The sequence below is a fragment of the Staphylococcus sp. FSL W8-0305 genome, assembly GCF_037966415.1.
Classification (GTDB): Bacteria; Bacillota; Bacilli; order Staphylococcales; family Staphylococcaceae; genus Staphylococcus; species Staphylococcus aureus.
Map to the genome: position 1 here is coordinate 197,401 of NZ_CP150198.1, position 15,781 is coordinate 213,181.

The 15,781-nt window shown below is 32.4% G+C and carries 19 protein-coding genes and 1 riboswitch; of the genes, 10 read left to right on the forward strand and 9 right to left on the reverse strand.

The genetic code is table 11. The annotated features are described in order from the left end of the window. Window positions 1-2 precede the first annotated feature (2 nt). Entirely contained in the window at window positions 3-1,004 is a 1,002-nt protein-coding gene (menC, locus tag NST10_RS01195; RefSeq protein ID WP_339210678.1) for an o-succinylbenzoate synthase, read from the forward strand. Here the strand turns inward: menC and yidD are convergent. Next, window positions 1,001-1,258, reverse strand: a complete 258-nt coding sequence (yidD, locus tag NST10_RS01200; protein WP_000718107.1) for a membrane protein insertion efficiency factor YidD — start codon at window positions 1,256-1,258, stop codon at window positions 1,001-1,003. The two genes, menC and yidD, sit on opposite strands and share 4 nt — an antisense overlap. A 65-nt stretch (window positions 1,259-1,323) precedes the next feature. Between yidD and ytkD the strand changes: the two genes are divergently transcribed. Together ytkD and NST10_RS01210 are read left to right on the forward strand one after the other, a co-directional pair. Then, window positions 1,324-1,797, forward strand: coding sequence for an RNA deprotection pyrophosphohydrolase (ytkD, locus tag NST10_RS01205; protein WP_000672010.1), 474 nt, complete (start codon window positions 1,324-1,326; stop codon window positions 1,795-1,797). A 4-nt stretch (window positions 1,798-1,801) separates the two neighbouring features. Then, window positions 1,802-2,548 (forward strand): prolyl oligopeptidase family serine peptidase, encoded by a 747-nt coding sequence (locus NST10_RS01210; RefSeq protein WP_001801476.1) that lies wholly within the window; start codon window positions 1,802-1,804, stop codon window positions 2,546-2,548. 292 nt (window positions 2,549-2,840) lie between these two features. On the opposite strand, the gene pckA is transcribed toward NST10_RS01210, so the two are convergent. Further along, the gene (pckA, locus tag NST10_RS01215; RefSeq protein ID WP_339210683.1) at window positions 2,841-4,433 is read right to left on the reverse strand and encodes a phosphoenolpyruvate carboxykinase (ATP); all 1,593 of its coding nucleotides are present in this window, start codon (window positions 4,431-4,433) and stop codon (window positions 2,841-2,843) included. A gap of 154 nt (window positions 4,434-4,587) precedes the next feature. Continuing rightward, a riboswitch (SAM riboswitch) is annotated at window positions 4,588-4,699 on the forward strand. A gap of 105 nt (window positions 4,700-4,804) precedes the next feature. Here pckA and metK point away from each other — a divergent pair. The 3 genes from metK (at window position 4,805) to NST10_RS01230 (ending at window position 8,034) form a co-directional block, all read left to right on the forward strand. Continuing rightward, a complete protein-coding gene (gene metK / locus NST10_RS01220) occupies window positions 4,805-5,998 on the forward strand; it encodes a methionine adenosyltransferase (protein ID WP_000933819.1) in 1,194 nt (397 codons plus the stop codon). A gap of 82 nt (window positions 5,999-6,080) precedes the next feature. Further along, entirely contained in the window at window positions 6,081-6,989 is a 909-nt protein-coding gene (locus tag NST10_RS01225; protein WP_000366165.1) for a nuclease-related domain-containing protein, read from the forward strand. Between the two features lie 211 nt (window positions 6,990-7,200). Further along, a complete protein-coding gene (locus NST10_RS01230) occupies window positions 7,201-8,034 on the forward strand; it encodes an aldo/keto reductase (protein WP_000453316.1) in 834 nt (277 codons plus the stop codon). Window positions 8,035-8,283: 249 nt separating this feature from the next. On the opposite strand, the gene NST10_RS01235 is transcribed toward NST10_RS01230, so the two are convergent. From NST10_RS01235 to NST10_RS01245, 3 genes are all read right to left on the reverse strand, one after another. Then, window positions 8,284-8,637 carry a CrcB family protein gene (locus tag NST10_RS01235; protein WP_000623481.1) on the reverse strand — a complete coding sequence of 118 codons (354 nt, stop codon included), beginning with the start codon at window positions 8,635-8,637 and terminating at the stop codon, window positions 8,284-8,286. Continuing rightward, entirely contained in the window at window positions 8,634-8,999 is a 366-nt protein-coding gene (gene crcB / locus NST10_RS01240) for a fluoride efflux transporter CrcB (RefSeq protein WP_001200542.1), read from the reverse strand. Before crcB ends, NST10_RS01235 begins: the two co-directional genes overlap by 4 nt. Before the next feature lie 254 nt (window positions 9,000-9,253). Beyond that, the gene (locus tag NST10_RS01245) at window positions 9,254-9,556 is read right to left on the reverse strand and encodes a hypothetical protein (protein WP_000091444.1); all 303 of its coding nucleotides are present in this window, start codon (window positions 9,554-9,556) and stop codon (window positions 9,254-9,256) included. Between the two features lie 258 nt (window positions 9,557-9,814). On the opposite strand from NST10_RS01245, the gene NST10_RS01250 reads away from it, so the two are divergent. After that, a complete protein-coding gene (locus NST10_RS01250) occupies window positions 9,815-10,528 on the forward strand; it encodes a transaldolase (RefSeq protein ID WP_001096494.1) in 714 nt (237 codons plus the stop codon). A 457-nt stretch (window positions 10,529-10,985) separates the two neighbouring features. On the opposite strand, the gene NST10_RS01255 is transcribed toward NST10_RS01250, so the two are convergent. Next, window positions 10,986-11,606, reverse strand: coding sequence for a type II CAAX endopeptidase family protein (locus tag NST10_RS01255; protein WP_000492901.1), 621 nt, complete (start codon window positions 11,604-11,606; stop codon window positions 10,986-10,988). 166 nt (window positions 11,607-11,772) lie between these two features. Further along, window positions 11,773-12,408, reverse strand: a complete 636-nt coding sequence (locus NST10_RS01260; protein ID WP_001168914.1) for a type II CAAX endopeptidase family protein — start codon at window positions 12,406-12,408, stop codon at window positions 11,773-11,775. 297 nt (window positions 12,409-12,705) lie between these two features. On the opposite strand from NST10_RS01260, the gene NST10_RS01265 reads away from it, so the two are divergent. Continuing rightward, the gene (locus tag NST10_RS01265; protein WP_001030476.1) at window positions 12,706-13,149 is read left to right on the forward strand and encodes a hypothetical protein; all 444 of its coding nucleotides are present in this window, start codon (window positions 12,706-12,708) and stop codon (window positions 13,147-13,149) included. Here the strand turns inward: NST10_RS01265 and NST10_RS01270 are convergent. Next, a complete protein-coding gene (locus NST10_RS01270) occupies window positions 13,136-13,579 on the reverse strand; it encodes a competence protein ComK (protein WP_001152695.1) in 444 nt (147 codons plus the stop codon). The two genes, NST10_RS01265 and NST10_RS01270, sit on opposite strands and share 14 nt — an antisense overlap. A 112-nt stretch (window positions 13,580-13,691) precedes the next feature. Further along, window positions 13,692-14,162 (reverse strand): RNA polymerase sigma factor, encoded by a 471-nt coding sequence (locus NST10_RS01275; RefSeq protein WP_000671059.1) that lies wholly within the window; start codon window positions 14,160-14,162, stop codon window positions 13,692-13,694. A gap of 198 nt (window positions 14,163-14,360) precedes the next feature. Here NST10_RS01275 and NST10_RS01280 point away from each other — a divergent pair, with 198 nt between their 5' ends. Both NST10_RS01280 and NST10_RS01285 read left to right on the forward strand, forming a co-directional pair. Next, window positions 14,361-14,585: a hypothetical protein gene (locus NST10_RS01280; protein ID WP_000384171.1), complete on the forward strand. Its 225-nt coding sequence runs from the start codon at window positions 14,361-14,363 to the stop codon at window positions 14,583-14,585. A gap of 275 nt (window positions 14,586-14,860) precedes the next feature. Then, on the forward strand, window positions 14,861-15,715 hold the full coding sequence (locus NST10_RS01285; RefSeq protein ID WP_001032833.1) for an N-acetylglucosaminidase: 855 nt from the start codon (window positions 14,861-14,863) through the stop codon (window positions 15,713-15,715). The last annotated feature ends 66 nt before the right edge of the window (window positions 15,716-15,781 follow it).

Genomic DNA, 15,781 nt, shown 5'->3' on the forward strand with positions numbered 1-15,781 from the left:
TGATGAAGTTGACAGCTTTGCATTTTTATAAATATAGTGAGCCATTTAAGTCACAAATTGTAACACCGAAAGTCACTTTAACGCATCGTGATTGTTTGTTTATCGAATTGAATGATGATAAAGGAAATGCATATTTCGGGGAATGTAACGCTTTTCAAACAGATTGGTATGATCATGAAACAATTGCGTCAGTGAAACATGTAATTGAGCAATGGTTCGAAGATAATAGGAATAAATCATTTGAAACGTATGAAGCTGCACTAAAACTAGTAGATTCATTGGAAAATACGCCTGCTGCAAGGGCAACTATTGTCATGGCATTGTATCAAATGTTTCATGTACTGCTTTCATTTTCAGTAGCATATGGAGCGACAGCGAGCGGCTTATCAAATAAACAACTAGAGTCATTGAAAGCAACAAAGCCGACCAGAATTAAATTAAAATGGACGCCTCAAATCATGCATCAAATTAGAGTGTTACGGGAATTAGACTTCCACTTTCAATTGGTTATAGATGCAAATGAATCCTTGAATCGTCAAGATTTTACACAGTTACAGTTATTAGCGCGTGAACAGGTTCTTTATATCGAAGAGCCATTTACAGATATCTCAATGCTTGATGACGTAGTGGATGGAACAATACCTCCAATTGCTCTTGATGAAAAGGCGACGTCACTGTCGGCCATAATTAATTTGATAAAATTATACAATGTGAAAGTTGTTGTATTAAAACCATTTCGTCTAGGTGGCATTGATAAAGTGCAAACGGCAATTGATACTTTGAAAAGTCATGGTGTAAAAGTGGTTGTTGGCGGCATGTATGAATATGGTTTAAGCCGTTATTTTACAGCGATGCTTGCTCGTAAAGGTGATTATCCAGGAGATGTTACACCAGCAGGTTATTATTTTGAACAAGATGTGGTGTCGCATTCAGGCATATTAAAAGAGGGGCGACTCGAATTTCGCCCCCCTTTAGTGGATATAACTCAATTACAACCATATTAATGGTTATGTTTATGTGAATGCTTGCTTGCTGACTTGTCTTTTTTTAACGGAACTGGGTCAAAGCCACCTTTATGAAGCGGATGACATTTTAAAATACGACGGATGCCTAAATAAAGGCCTTTGAAAGCACCGTGGTATTGAATCGCTTCTCTAGTGTACTCTGAACATGTTGGATAAAAACGACAAGTTGGTGGAGTGAGTGGCGAAATGAAACGTTGATAAAAATGAATCATCGCCAAGAATATCTTTTTCATAATTAATGCCTCCAACGATAGTAATTAACTATTATATTAACATACAATGTAGGGATGTGATGCGCGTGAAGTTTAGGGATAAAGATAATCGTCAAGTTAATTTGACATTTAAAAAGGATAATGAGATAGCAGATGGCAATCATGTGCTAGCTATTCCAACGTTTAAAAATCAATTGCTTTTTACCAAACATAATTTACGGGGTATTGAATTTCCTGGTGGTAAAAGGGAACGCGGGGAAAGTAGTGCTGAAGCAATTACCCGTGAATTATATGAAGAAACAGGCGCCAAAGTTAAAAATATTCATTACATAGCGCAATATACCATTGAAACACATGATCAAACTGATTTTGTAAAAGATGTATATTTTATCGAAGTTGAATCATTGGTAAGCAAGAACGATTATTTAGAAACAGCAGGGCCAGTGTTGTTTAACTGTATCAATGATATTGAACTCGCACAACGGAGTTTCTTACTGCAAGATAGTACCATTTTAAAATGCGTAGAGAGGGTGCAATCACTTGGATTTTATCAAACGTAAACGAATGCCAATTGAATCTTTTACGCATCAATTCGAAGAAATTACATATTTGTCAGATGATTTACAAGTAAAAGCTTTAATGATGACACCACATCATGAAGTAAAACGCATTGTAGTATATTTGCGAGGTGGCAAAGGCCAAGTAGGACGTGTGCGCGCAGGTAGATTAATGCAATTTTCAGATAGTCAAACTTTAGTGATTGGGCCATACTACCGAGGTAACAATGGGAGTGAAGGTAAAGATGAATTTTATCGTGGCGATTTAAATGATGTGACTGAATTATTGAGGTTGCTACATGATAAATATCCGCAAGCTTTTATTCATATGGTTGGTTTTTCAAGAGGTGGACTACAAGGGTTGTTGACGTTTCAAGACTTACCTGTAAATAGTTATATCATCTGGGGTGGAGTCTCAGATATTGATTTGATGTATGAAGAGCGCGTTGATTTAAGAGGGATGTTACGTAGAATGATTGGTCATCCGAAAAAAGATCGAGCAGCATATGAGGCACGCCAAGCGATTCCAAACATTAATGAAAACAGTCCAGCAATATTAATTGTACATGGAGGGAAAGACCAGCAAGTTGGTATTCATCATGCGTATTATTTAGCGGATCAACTAGAGTTAAAAGGTGCCATGCATGAAACATTTTATCAAATGGCAGAAGGACATGTGCCAAGACCACCAGCGATGGTTGAAACATTGACTTATATTAAAGAATTTATGAACCAAGTTGAGTTGCATAGGTAGTATGAAACGTGGTGTGCGCATGGGAACTATCAATCTTTGGAGATGTGTGATATACGTTGAGTGAGGAATCGGTACTTTATGCAAAGTGGGGCAACATGCATAGCGTAAGGAATCGGTACTTTATGTGAAGACGTGCTGCTTCCATTGAATGAGTGATGTGAGTTTGGCATGAAGGTCACCTTAAATGTGATTGTTGTAATAAAATTGCCTATAAATTTTTACCATATAAAATAAGAGGAGCCAACCATTGTTAAAATTTAACAGCGGTTGGCTCTTTAATTAGTATTTAAATTTATTTGTTGAAGCTACCTTTTTCGGCAATATGTTCAACTTTTTCACCAAATTTTTCGAAGTTCTTTTCAAAACGTTGAATTAAATCTTCTGCTTGTGTTTTATATTTCTCTTTGTCGCTCCAAGCATTAATTGGATTTAAAATAGTTTTCGGTACATCTTCAATTTCTACAGGAATGCTTAAACCAAACGTACTATCCTTTGTATATTCTGCATTTTTCAATTTGCCAGAAATCGCTTGGTTTACCATTTGACGTGTGTAATGTAAGCTGATTCTACGTCCTACACCATATTTTCCGCCAGTCCATCCAGTATTAACAAGATAAACATCAACATCATGTAAATCGATAAGTTCACCTAATAAATCAGCGTAAACAGTAGGGTGTAACGGGAAGAACGGTGCGCCGAAACATGTTGAGAATGATGGTTCAGGTTCTGTCACACCACGCTCTGTGCCAGCTAATTTAGAAGTGAAACCACTCAAGAAATGATACATTGCTTGGTCTTTATTTAACTTTGAAATCGGTGGAATAACACCAAATGCATCCGCAGTTAAGAAAATAATTGTATTTGGATGTGCTGCTTTAGATGGTACTACAATATTGTCAATGTGATTAATTGGATAAGCGGCACGCGTGTTTTCTGTATAACGATTGTCTTCAAAGTCCACTGAACCATCTTCTGCAACTACAGTGTTCTCTAAAATTGCACCATATTTGATTGCGTCAAAAATCTGTGGTTCTTTTTCTTTGGAAAGATTAATTGCTTTTGCATAGCAGCCACCTTCGATATTAAAGACCCCGTTTTTATTCCAGCCGTGTTCATCATCACCGATTAGTTTACGGTGTGGGTCAGCCGATAAGGTTGTTTTACCTGTGCCAGATAGACCAAAGAATAATGCAACATCGCCTTTTTCACCAACGTTTGCTGAGCAATGCATGCTCATAATATCTTGCATCGGTAAGAGATAATTCATTACAGAGAAGATACCTTTTTTCATTTCACCAGCGTATTCAGTACCGCCGATTAAAATGACTTTGTGTTTAAATGAAATAATGACAAAGGTTTCAGATTTAGTACCATCAACTTCTGGATCTGCTTTAAAATGTGGGGCAGAAACGATAGTGAAGTTAGGTTTAATCTTTGTAGCTTCTTCTTTTGATTCAGGTCTAATAAACATATTTTTAGCAAATAAATTATGCCATGCTAATTCATTGATGACTGTAAGTTTTAACATTGTATCTTTATCGCTACCAGCGTAGCCTTTAAATACGTATAATTCATCTTTTTTATCTAAATAGTCTAGTACTTTATGGTATAACTTCAAGAAAGTTTCTTCATCGATAGGTTGATTAATTTCTCCCCAGTCAATGTTATCTCTATATGAAGGTTCTGAGACAAAAAATTTGTCTTTAGGCGAACGACCAGTATATTTTCCAGTACTTGCATTAACAGCACCAAGTTCTGTTAATACCCCTTCCTTATTGTCTAAGATTTTATTATAAAGTTGTGTCGTCGAAAGTTGAAAATGTGACGTTGGTTTTTTCAGTAATTTGTCAATTTTAGTTGTTTCAGTGTATGTGTCTACTGACATCCTAAATCCCTCCAAAGCGATAATTTAAATGTAAGCCTTTACATTTAATTAGTATAACACATTAACATAATTAATCTACAATATTTTACTGTAAATTTATTTGTGAAAAATTGACATTAATTCATTAATTAGGTAGTATTATTTTTAACGGATTCTCTTATCCTGAGTGGTGGAGGGACATGGACCCAATGAAACCCAGCAACCTCTTTTTTTATAAAAGAAAGGTGCCAAACCGTTTGCAGACAAATAGGTCTGAACGATAAGAGCGAATGGACGTATTAGGCCTTCTCTCTATATTAATAGTTAGAAGGTCTTTTTTATTTAGCTCACAGAGAGAGAATTTTCGTAATATAAATTTAAAGGAGCAAACTATGTTAAATAACAAACGATTATTTACTTCAGAGTCTGTTACAGAAGGACACCCAGATAAAATCGCTGACCAAGTGTCAGATGCAATATTAGATGCTATTTTAAAAGACGATCCAAATGCACGTGTAGCTTGTGAAACAACTGTTACAACAGGTATGGCATTGATCGCCGGCGAAATTTCTACAACAACATATGTTGATATTCCGAAAGTTGTTAGAGAAACAATCAAAGAAATTGGATACACAAGAGCAAAATATGGTTATGATTATGAAACAATGGCAATTTTAACTGCGATTGATGAACAATCACCTGACATTGCACAAGGCGTGGATAAAGCATTAGAGTATCGTGATAAAGATAGCGAAGAAGAAATTGAAGCAACAGGTGCAGGTGACCAAGGTTTAATGTTTGGTTACGCAACGAATGAAACAGAGACGTATATGCCTCTAGCAATTTATTTATCACATCAATTGGCAAAACGTTTATCAGATGTGCGTAAAGATGGTACGTTAAATTATTTACGACCAGACGGTAAAGTTCAGGTCACTGTTGAATATGATGAAAATGATAACCCTGTACGTATTGATACGATTGTCGTATCAACACAACATGCTGATGATGTGACACTTGAACAAATTCAAGAAGACATCAAAGCGCATGTCATTTATCCAACTGTTCCAGAAAACTTGATTAATGAACAAACTAAATTCTACATCAATCCTACAGGACGCTTTGTAATCGGTGGACCTCAAGGTGATGCAGGATTAACAGGACGTAAAATCATTGTTGATACGTACGGTGGCTATGCACGTCATGGTGGCGGATGCTTTAGCGGTAAAGATCCTACAAAAGTAGACCGTTCAGCTGCATACGCTGCACGTTATGTGGCTAAAAATATTGTAGCAGCAGGTTTAGCAGATCAATGTGAAGTACAATTGGCATATGCGATTGGTGTTGCAGAACCAGTGTCAATTGCAATTGATACATTTGGAACAGGTAAAGTTTCTGAAGGGCAACTTGTCGAAGCAGTTAGAAAACACTTTGACCTAAGACCTGCAGGTATTATTAAAATGCTTGATTTGAAACAACCGATTTACAAACAAACTGCTGCTTATGGTCATTTTGGACGTACAGATGTCTTATTCCCATGGGAAAAATTAGACAAAGTGGAAGAATTAAAAGACGCAGTAAAATAATAAGATGAATTGAATATAGCTAAATAAAAGATTTTCTATTATAATTAAAGTTATTCATATATTAAAAAGGAGCGTTGTTGTGATGGATTTATCTTCACCGGTAGTCATTGGACTCATTATTGCAGTAGTCATTGCATTAATCTTTTTTGTCCTTTTCTTAGTTGCCTTAGGTAGTAAGAAAAAAGTTAAGCGACAAACAGAAGAAAAGTATGAACAACAAGAACAAAACATTAAAAAGTCTCATGAAGAAGCTTTAGAGAAAGAGCGTATTCAAAATAAAAAGACAATTACAAAACAACAAGAAGATTATAATCACATGGTTAGTACAAAAGATCGTGAGATTGACGCATTAAAATTGTTCTCGAAAAATCATAGTGAATATGTAACGGACATGAGATTAATTGGTATTCGTGAAAGATTAGTTAAAGAAAAACGAATTCGACCAGAAGATATGCACATTATGGCAAATATCTTTTTACCAAAGGATGGCTTTAATAATATTGAACGAATTAGTCATTTAGTATTAACAAGAACTGGTCTTTATATTATTGATTCTCAATTGTTAAAAGGTCATGTTTATAATGGTATAAGTGGCGGTCAATTTAAAGATTTACCACCTATGGAACAAGTATTTGATACATTGGATTTAGATAAATCTAGACCGCAAACTATTGTTATGGATCAAAATGATGACAAACGTTCATTATCATTTGTAAATTATTCAGATCAAATTGAGGCAATTAAACAATTGGCTGAAGACTTACAAAAACATTTAGGTGCTAAATATACACCGACTTCAATTTTATACTTTAATCCTAAAAATGAAGGCGATGTAACAATTTCAAATTATAATCAAAATAGTGCTGTCAAAGTGCTTGTCGGTGCTGAACAATTAGACGAGTTCTTTAACAAATTTGTATTCCATGGTCGTATTCAATACAACGTGGAAGACTTACAACAAATGATGGATAAAATTGAATCATTCAATTAAATGTTAGGCTGAAGTGATGACTATATGTTGTTACTTCGGCTTTTTTAGTTTGTCATAAATTAAACAGAATTACTTTTACAATTTGATTAATATTTGAGAGATATTACTAGCATTTTAGTGGTTGATTGCTCTAAGTGTTTTTTCTCATGTATTCAACTCAGATTTGTTATGATAACAGGGTATAATACATCAAAAAGGTGAGGCGATATTTATGGAGGTTAAAACATTTTATAATGGAAACACGATGCCACAAATTGGTTTAGGGACATTTCGTGTGGAAAATGATGAAAATTGCATGGAAAGTGTTAAGTATGCCATTGAACAAGGATATCGTAGTATTGATACCGCAAAAGTTTATGGGAATGAAGAACAAGTAGGTGCTGGCATTCGTGCCGGATTGGAATCAACTGGTATTGCTAGAGAAGACTTATTTATTACTTCAAAATTATATTTTGAGGATTTTGGTCGTGAAAATGTAGCAGCTGCCTACGAAGCTAGTTTATCTAGATTAGGTTTAAAATACTTAGATTTGTATCTAGTACATTGGCCAGGTACGAACGAAGCCGTAATGGTTGATACATGGAAAGGTATGGAAGATTTATATAAAAATAATAAAGTTAAAAATATAGGTGTCAGCAATTTTGAACCTGAACATTTGGAAGCTTTGTTGGCACAAGTGTCAATTAAACCTGTAATTAATCAGGTTGAATATCATCCATATTTAACGCAACATAAATTGAAATTATATTTGGCAGCACAACATATCGTGATGGAATCTTGGTCACCATTGATGAATGCACAAATTTTAAATGATGAGACAATTAAAGACATTGCTCAAGAATTAGGAAAGTCACCTGCCCAAGTTGTTTTAAGATGGAATGTGCAGCATGGAGTGGTTACAATCCCTAAATCGGTGACACCAAACAGAATCTCTGAAAACTTCCGAATATTTGATTTCGAATTATCAGATGAACAAATGACGCGAATTGATGGTTTAAATCAAGATAAGAGAATTGGACCTGATCCAAAAACTTTTGAAGGATAGATTAAAATCGCTCAACTGATGAAAAGGTCAGATAAATTGTCAACGTTAGGTAATAGACATATTGCTTAACGTTTTTATTTTCGACTAGTTTGGAGAATTTATTGACATTCACATTATTTAAACGGCAACAAAGATTGTTTTATTTTGATAGGCATTATCTGGTGCTAAAAAATTTGCATGAAAATTAAAAAATGCTTCGTTCAGGAAGGTGTCGTAATTTACCTATTTGCTGAATGAAGCATTTTATTTTTAAATATGATAGCCAATATAACAAGCTATAAATCCAATGATGAATTGTAAAAGTGAATAATTGAGAAAAAGGTTAATATTAAATTTTGGCGTCATCATTAGTGTAAGTTCCTTGGCTAATGTTGAGAAAGTTGTTAAGCCACCTAAAAAACCGGTAACAAAGAACGCAGGGAACCATGAGATTGAAATTGATAAGCCTATAGTTAATCCAATTAAAAAACTACCAACAAGATTTACTATCAATGTTGCGATAGGTAACTTTGAAGTGAATTTATGATTGAAATAATCAGTAATGGCACTTCTAGCAATTGCACCCAAACCGCCGCCAATCATGACTAAAATGATTGATATCATGATAAACCACCACCTAGTTTTATACCGACGTAACATAACAAAATACCAAAGACATAACTTGTTACAGCATATAGTAGTAAAGTTATAAATTGTTGATGATCAAACATATGTATTAATTCTAATTGAAATGTTGAAAAAGTCGTTAAAGCACCAAGAAAACCAGTCGTAATAGCTTTTTTAAGGGTCGGATGGTTTGAAAAAAATGCAATTGTTAAGGCTGTTAGCAATCCCATTACAAAAGCACCAGTCAAATTGGCTATCAGTGTTCCGATTGGAAAACCTCCGTCAGTATTCAGAAAAGAAATGAGGTAACGTAATAAAGCGCCTAAAGCACCACCGATAAAAATATATACATATTGCATTTGGTTCACCTCGAAAAGAAGTAGTTTGAATTTAAAAAAGAGGTTTTGGCAACGCGACGACAAAAATTGTCGATGCATTATCAAACCTCATTATATGTTATATCTTGTTGTATAACTATAGCGATTAGATGCATAGTTATGATTTCGAAAATCTAATATTTTTATACGCAACAACGTCATCAAATGGATTTACTCATTTTAGCATGATACATTGTATTGTTTTGTATTAAGGCTACATTGACATTTTATCTTTTTTAAATAAAACCGAATGTGTGAACAATCGAAAAGATATGTACTAAAATAACGATTAGAATAATCCAAGGCAAACTTTTACTCGCAATTCTAATCCAATCTGCATCAGGCTTTAGTGATTTAATTGAACGATCTGCAAAAATTATAGACAATATTAGTACAATTGAGTTAATAACACTGCAGAAAAGTATTAATTTAATAAAAGAATTAAAAAGCCCACTTAGGAAAACGTTATTTGTATTAAAGAAAAAGCTTAAAATAATCATTAAGCTAGATAAGTAAAAGTATTTTTTTGAACGAGACATGCTAGACCTCCTGGATGGTTATCATTTACATATCGTATCATAAACAATCACAAAACAATAGTTTAATTACCTTGTTGACACAATGTTGCTAAAGTCATTTTTAAGAAATATAGGCAAAAAATTAGCTATATATTATAAAAGCGTGATATAAATGTTTTATATAACAAAGAAATAAAAATCATTTTTTACAAATGGTTGTAAGAAAAAGACATGCAGATGTTGTTAAAATTTTAATAAGAATCAAGGAGGCTATATTATATGGCTAAACTAAATGTAGAAGTATTTGCGGATGGTGCAGATATTGAAGAAATGAAAGCAGCTTATAAAAACAAACAAGTGGATGGCTTTACAACAAATCCTAGTTTAATGGCGAAAGCGGGCGTAACAGATTACAAAGCTTTTGCTGAAGAAGCTGTGAAAGAAATTCCAGATGCTTCAATTTCATTTGAAGTATTTGCAGACGATTTAGAAACTATGGAAAAAGAAGCAGCAATTTTAAAACAATATGGCGAAAATGTATTTGTTAAAATTCCTATTGTAAATACAAAAGGTGAATCAACGATTCCTTTAATTAAAAAACTTTCAGCTGACAATGTGAGATTAAACGTTACGGCTGTTTATACAATTGAACAAGTTAAAGAAATAACTGAAGCAGTAACTGAAGGTGTGCCAACATATGTTTCAGTATTTGCAGGACGTATTGCAGATACAGGCGTAGATCCATTACCATTAATGAAAGAGGCTGTAAAAGTTACGCATAGTAAAGACGGCGTTAAATTATTATGGGCAAGTTGCCGCGAATTATTCAATGTGATTCAAGCTGATGAAATTGGTGCAGATATTATTACATGCCCTGCAGATGTTGTGAAAAAAGTGAATACAAACTTAGGTCGCGATATTAACGAATTATCAGTAGATACAGTTAAAGGCTTTGCGAAAGATATTCAATCTTCAGGTCTTTCTATTTTATAATATATAAATATATTTAAACCCTCATAGGCATTGTGCTTATGGGGGTTTTTCATATTGGAGTCAATTTTAAATTAATATGTATTTCATTGCCTGTAGAATTTCTTGTCGAAATTCTCTGTGTTGGGGCCCCACACCCCAACGCGCATTGCCTGTAGAATTTCTTTTTTGAAATTCTCTATGTTGGGGCCTCTATAATTGAAAAGCTTATTATCATTCAGTCAATGACTGTTAATATAACAGTATAGAGAGTCTGGGATAGGCTCGATAACAATAAAAAATAGCTATGAAAAAAATCTATCGTCATAGATTTTTTTCATAGCTAAACTTAATATGTTTTGTTGTTTTGATATAATTACAGAACGTAAATATGCAATAACATTTGGAAAGTCACCTATTAATACTTTGTAAAAGCTTTGGTGTCATCATGTAAATATCAAAATAATTAATGATTTTATTGTTACATGGCTAAGAGGTTATTGATAAAATGTATTAAAATCGGTACCTCTAATCGTTTTGTTTTTAAGTAAGTATAGCCAAAAATTAAACCTGAATAAAAATACGGAAGATAACCAATCAGCGTGTTTGATTCATGTATTAGCGTGAAGAATACAGTTGAAACTATAAAACCTAAGAAAAGATGATTTCTGAATAAAATTCGTATAATCAATCCACGACAGATGATTTCTTCTGTAATTGGTGGAATGATAGCAGTACTAAGCAGAGCTATGTGGTAAGGTGCATCTTCAGACTCTTCATCTATCAATATTTCATTTAATGTAGGCGGTGCGAACGTATCATATAAGTAATCTAATCCATACATCAACAAAAATCCAAATATAATATAAAGCATATGAGGGAATTTTAATTTTTTGAAAGATAATAAATTGATGTTTAAAACTTTAAGAAGTACAACACCTAGTAATATAATAAATAGCCCAACATACTCATGGTCATAACTGATGTCTGTTCCATAATTAATTACTAAAAAAATGATCAACATTTTTAAAACTGCAATTAAATAATTGTCCTTTGTTACAGACAAATCATCAACAAAAATATTGTTATTCCTCGAAAACATATTAATTCTCCTAAAATAAAGTTTGACGTTTAATTTTTATGAAAATTAAGTTAATTATACAAGGTTTTTTATTGTTTTAAAAGCTAGTATATTATTAATTTGTATTGCATATCGTTTTGTGAATAACATGTTGAGGGGCAATCATTGTGTATTATATCAACTAGTATTATCCCCATATCAGAATGAGTAATGAGGATAGGTTATTTATAAAGTGGATTAAAATAACGACTTCTAATCGCTTTGTTTTTAAATATATTAGGCCAAAAATCACTCCAGAATATAAATAAGGTAAGTACCCAATCCAAGTATCCGATTCATGCAATGATGCAAACACTAGACTAGACACAACTAATCCAATAAATAAATGCTTTCTAAATACAACTCTTATTATCATGCCTCGAAAAACGATTTCTTCTACAATGGCAGGGATAATAGCAATTGTGACAATAGACATATACAAAGGCATATGTTGTAATTCTCGATCTAATTCTTGTTCATTTGTCGGTACGTCATGAAAATGTAAATAAAGATGATCTAACCCATAAATTAGCAATGCACCACCGATGATATAAATCACTTGTGACATTGTTAATTTTTTAAATGAGAGTAAATTAATTTTGAATAACCGTAATAACACAATACCGATGAGCACTATAAACACGCCATAAAGTATGTGTGTATCACTGACAACGAAACCAATTAGTAGAATAATAGTAATCAAGAATGCGGATAATAAAGTTAGAAAATAATTTCCACGTGCAACTGATAAATCATCATAAAACAAATCCTTGAATTTCTGCATATTTAATCCTTTCTATCATCTTTAAAATAAATATTAAAGCATTTCATTGGTATGGTCATTTTCATTATATGAGAAACTTAGATATGTTTAAAGGCGCATCATTACACTTAACTAAAACCATTTGTTTGCAATATAAACGGTGTCAATTATACAGTGTCAAATTACTAAAAATAAAATTGCAAAGTTAATTTTTGTAGATTTGATGCATGTATTTCTGTAAAATATATAAAATACACTTTCAATTGACGCTAATGTTTAAAATTACGTCAATATTATAAAGGAGAGAAATCCTTAATTATGAATAAAGCATCATTTGATAAAAAGGTTAAAAAGCAATTATGGTTTTTGAACAAAAATGAAAAACAGGCATTAGATCAACGGTTGTCTAGTATTACTGACAAGGACAATGTGAACTTTAATAAGCCAATCACCTTTGCTAATACGTACTTAAGAGAAAATGTATTTCGTAGTAAAGAAACTAAAAGTTATAGCATCTTTGTAACATTAGTGGTGATGATGTTTGCATACGTTGCTTTATTAGGTTTGTTTTTATTTGGATTAATTACAAGTCTATCTGGTGTGCAATTTTTCGTTAACCCTAAAGTAGAATTGTCGACAACGGTTGTTATTTTAACAATCATTGGGGCGATTTTATTAATGTTAGTTAGTATCTATTTAATAAAAATCACAACATCATATTTTACAAAGAAACTGTTAGAACATAAATTTAATAGTCATTAGTATTTTCAATGAAATGCTTCAATGCTAAACTTTCATAGCATTTTTTGGAAATAAGAGACATGGGTTCATCGACTTCTAATGTTTTGCCATTTTTGAAATGGAGCATAGTCGAATTCCCCATTTCCGTCATACCAATTATATAGTGTGCATTGATATATGTTTGTATCGGTGCACGCTTTTGTTTTATTGGGAAAAGAATCGTTTTCGGATTAAGGTAAATAGGCACCAGCTTGTTAATGTTGAGTATGCTTTTTGCCGCATCGATTAAAATTGATGCTGATGTAAAATGCAATTTAGCATAATAAGGAATGGCTTTAGTAATAGGGAATTCGAGATTGTATTCATGGTACAGAAAGACACATTTTGTCTCAAGATGGTTCGAAGTTGCGGTTTGGATATAAAGTAGGTGTTTTGTAGAAATGTCTTGCAAATATAGTACTCCTTTTCAATCAGTTAATAATAAAATGGTTCGCATAAATGAAATGCATATTATTGAGCGTTCCAAGAGTATTAATCATTTTAATCAACACGACACGTCGCATCTATTTAAAAAAACGTTGGCATTTACGCTTAACTGATGCCTTAATTAATTTAATTGTTGAAGTTGATAATGACATAATATCAGCAATTTCATATTGCTTATAGCCTTCAAGATAAAGCATAAGCCACTGACGTTCCCTGTGGTTTAGTAGGGCACAAACATCTTGTAAACGAAGGTCATATTCATTAAAGTATGTTGGCTGTTCAGTTAGTATTGGTGAATGATTTTCACATAAAATGATATCATTTAAACGTTTTTGTTGTCTGAATAGATCGATAAGGTAAAAGTTTAGTCGCATGAATAAAAAAGAGGATAAAGATTGATTGCTTGAGGGTTTATATATCTGACTCAATTGCCACATTTTTATCAAGAGTAGTTGATAATACTCATCATAATTATAGCTAATATTATATTTTTTTAAAAGATGGTGTATGATTTTGTGGTGTTTGTTGTATACGTCATTAAATTTCAAGTAGTCATTCTCCAAGTTATACGTATAACAAATATTTCCGGATAAAGATAGAATAAAATATTTAGAAAAATCATTCATTTGCGTAATCGCTAAATTAAGTGTTAAATATAAGACATAAGTAATTAATTTAATGTGATATGATGTATTATTACTTTGCTAAATAGTAGATAGAACAAAATTTGTAATCGGGAGGTAACAATGGATTACGCACATTTAAATTTAGAACATTTTTTTGCACGAAACGACGATTTAGATGTTATAAGAGATCGCGCTGATTTCGTGATGATAAATAACTTCACTAATGAAATGATGTATCGTGATGGTCAAATTGAAGGTACAATTGATTTAAATCAGTACTATTATAAAAATAGATCAAATGCAGCAAGTTTTATTATGATGGATTATAAAAAAGAAACTAAGTAAACGAACAAGAGAATTTTTTGTTTTTTAATACGTGAATAATAAGATTATTGATATAAAGGTTTTCAAAGGTTATACAAAAAGATAAAACATTTATGATTCGTGAATCAACGTAAAGTAATGTTGATAAATCGTTTAAAACGTTTCATTTACATTACTGTTTATTTATGAATATGTAACAATGCATAGATAAAATTGTTAAACGGTTTTAATAATGTTAAACTTTATTATCGTAGTCAAACTGAATGTATAACAACAATGACCTAAGAGGTGTGGATATGAATAAACACAAGAAAGGTTCTATTTTTGGAATAATAGGACTTGTTGTCATATTTGCTGTTGTCTCATTTTTATTTTTCTCAATGATATCCGATCAGATATTTTTCAAACATGTTAAATCCGACATTAAGATTGAAAAGTTAAATGTTACATTAAACGATGCAGCAAAGAAACAAATAAATAATTATACGAGTCAACAGGTATCAAATAAAAAGAATGATGCATGGAGAGATGCATCTGCAACTGAAATTAAAAGTGCAATGGATAGCGGTACTTTTATCGATAATGAAAAGCAAAAATATCAATTTTTAGATTTATCAAAGTATCAAGGGATTGATAAAAATAGAATTAAACGTATGTTAGTCGATAGACCAACGTTATTGAAACATACGGATGATTTCTTAAAAGCTGCTAAAGATAAGCACGTTAACGAAGTTTATTTAATTTCACATGCATTATTAGAAACTGGCGCAGTTAAAAGTGAATTAGCTAATGGTGTCGAAATTGATGGTAAAAAATACTACAATTTCTATGGAGTGGGAGCTCTTGATAAAGACCCAATTAAAACAGGTGCAGAATATGCTAAAAAGCATGGTTGGGATACACCTGAAAAAGCTATTTCAGGCGGTGCTGATTTCATTCATAAGCACTTCTTATCAAGCACAGATCAAAATACATTGTATAGTATGAGATGGAATCCAAAAAATCCAGGAGAACATCAATATGCTACAGATATTAAGTGGGCAGAAAGTAATGCAACAATTATCGCTGACTTTTATAAGAACATGAAGACTGAAGGAAAATACTTCAAATACTTTGTGTATAAAGATGACAGTAAACATTTGAATAAGTAATTTGTTAGAGTTAAGTTATGATATGACTTGCTCAAGTACAAAAAGACGCTTTCTATCGCAATAAAT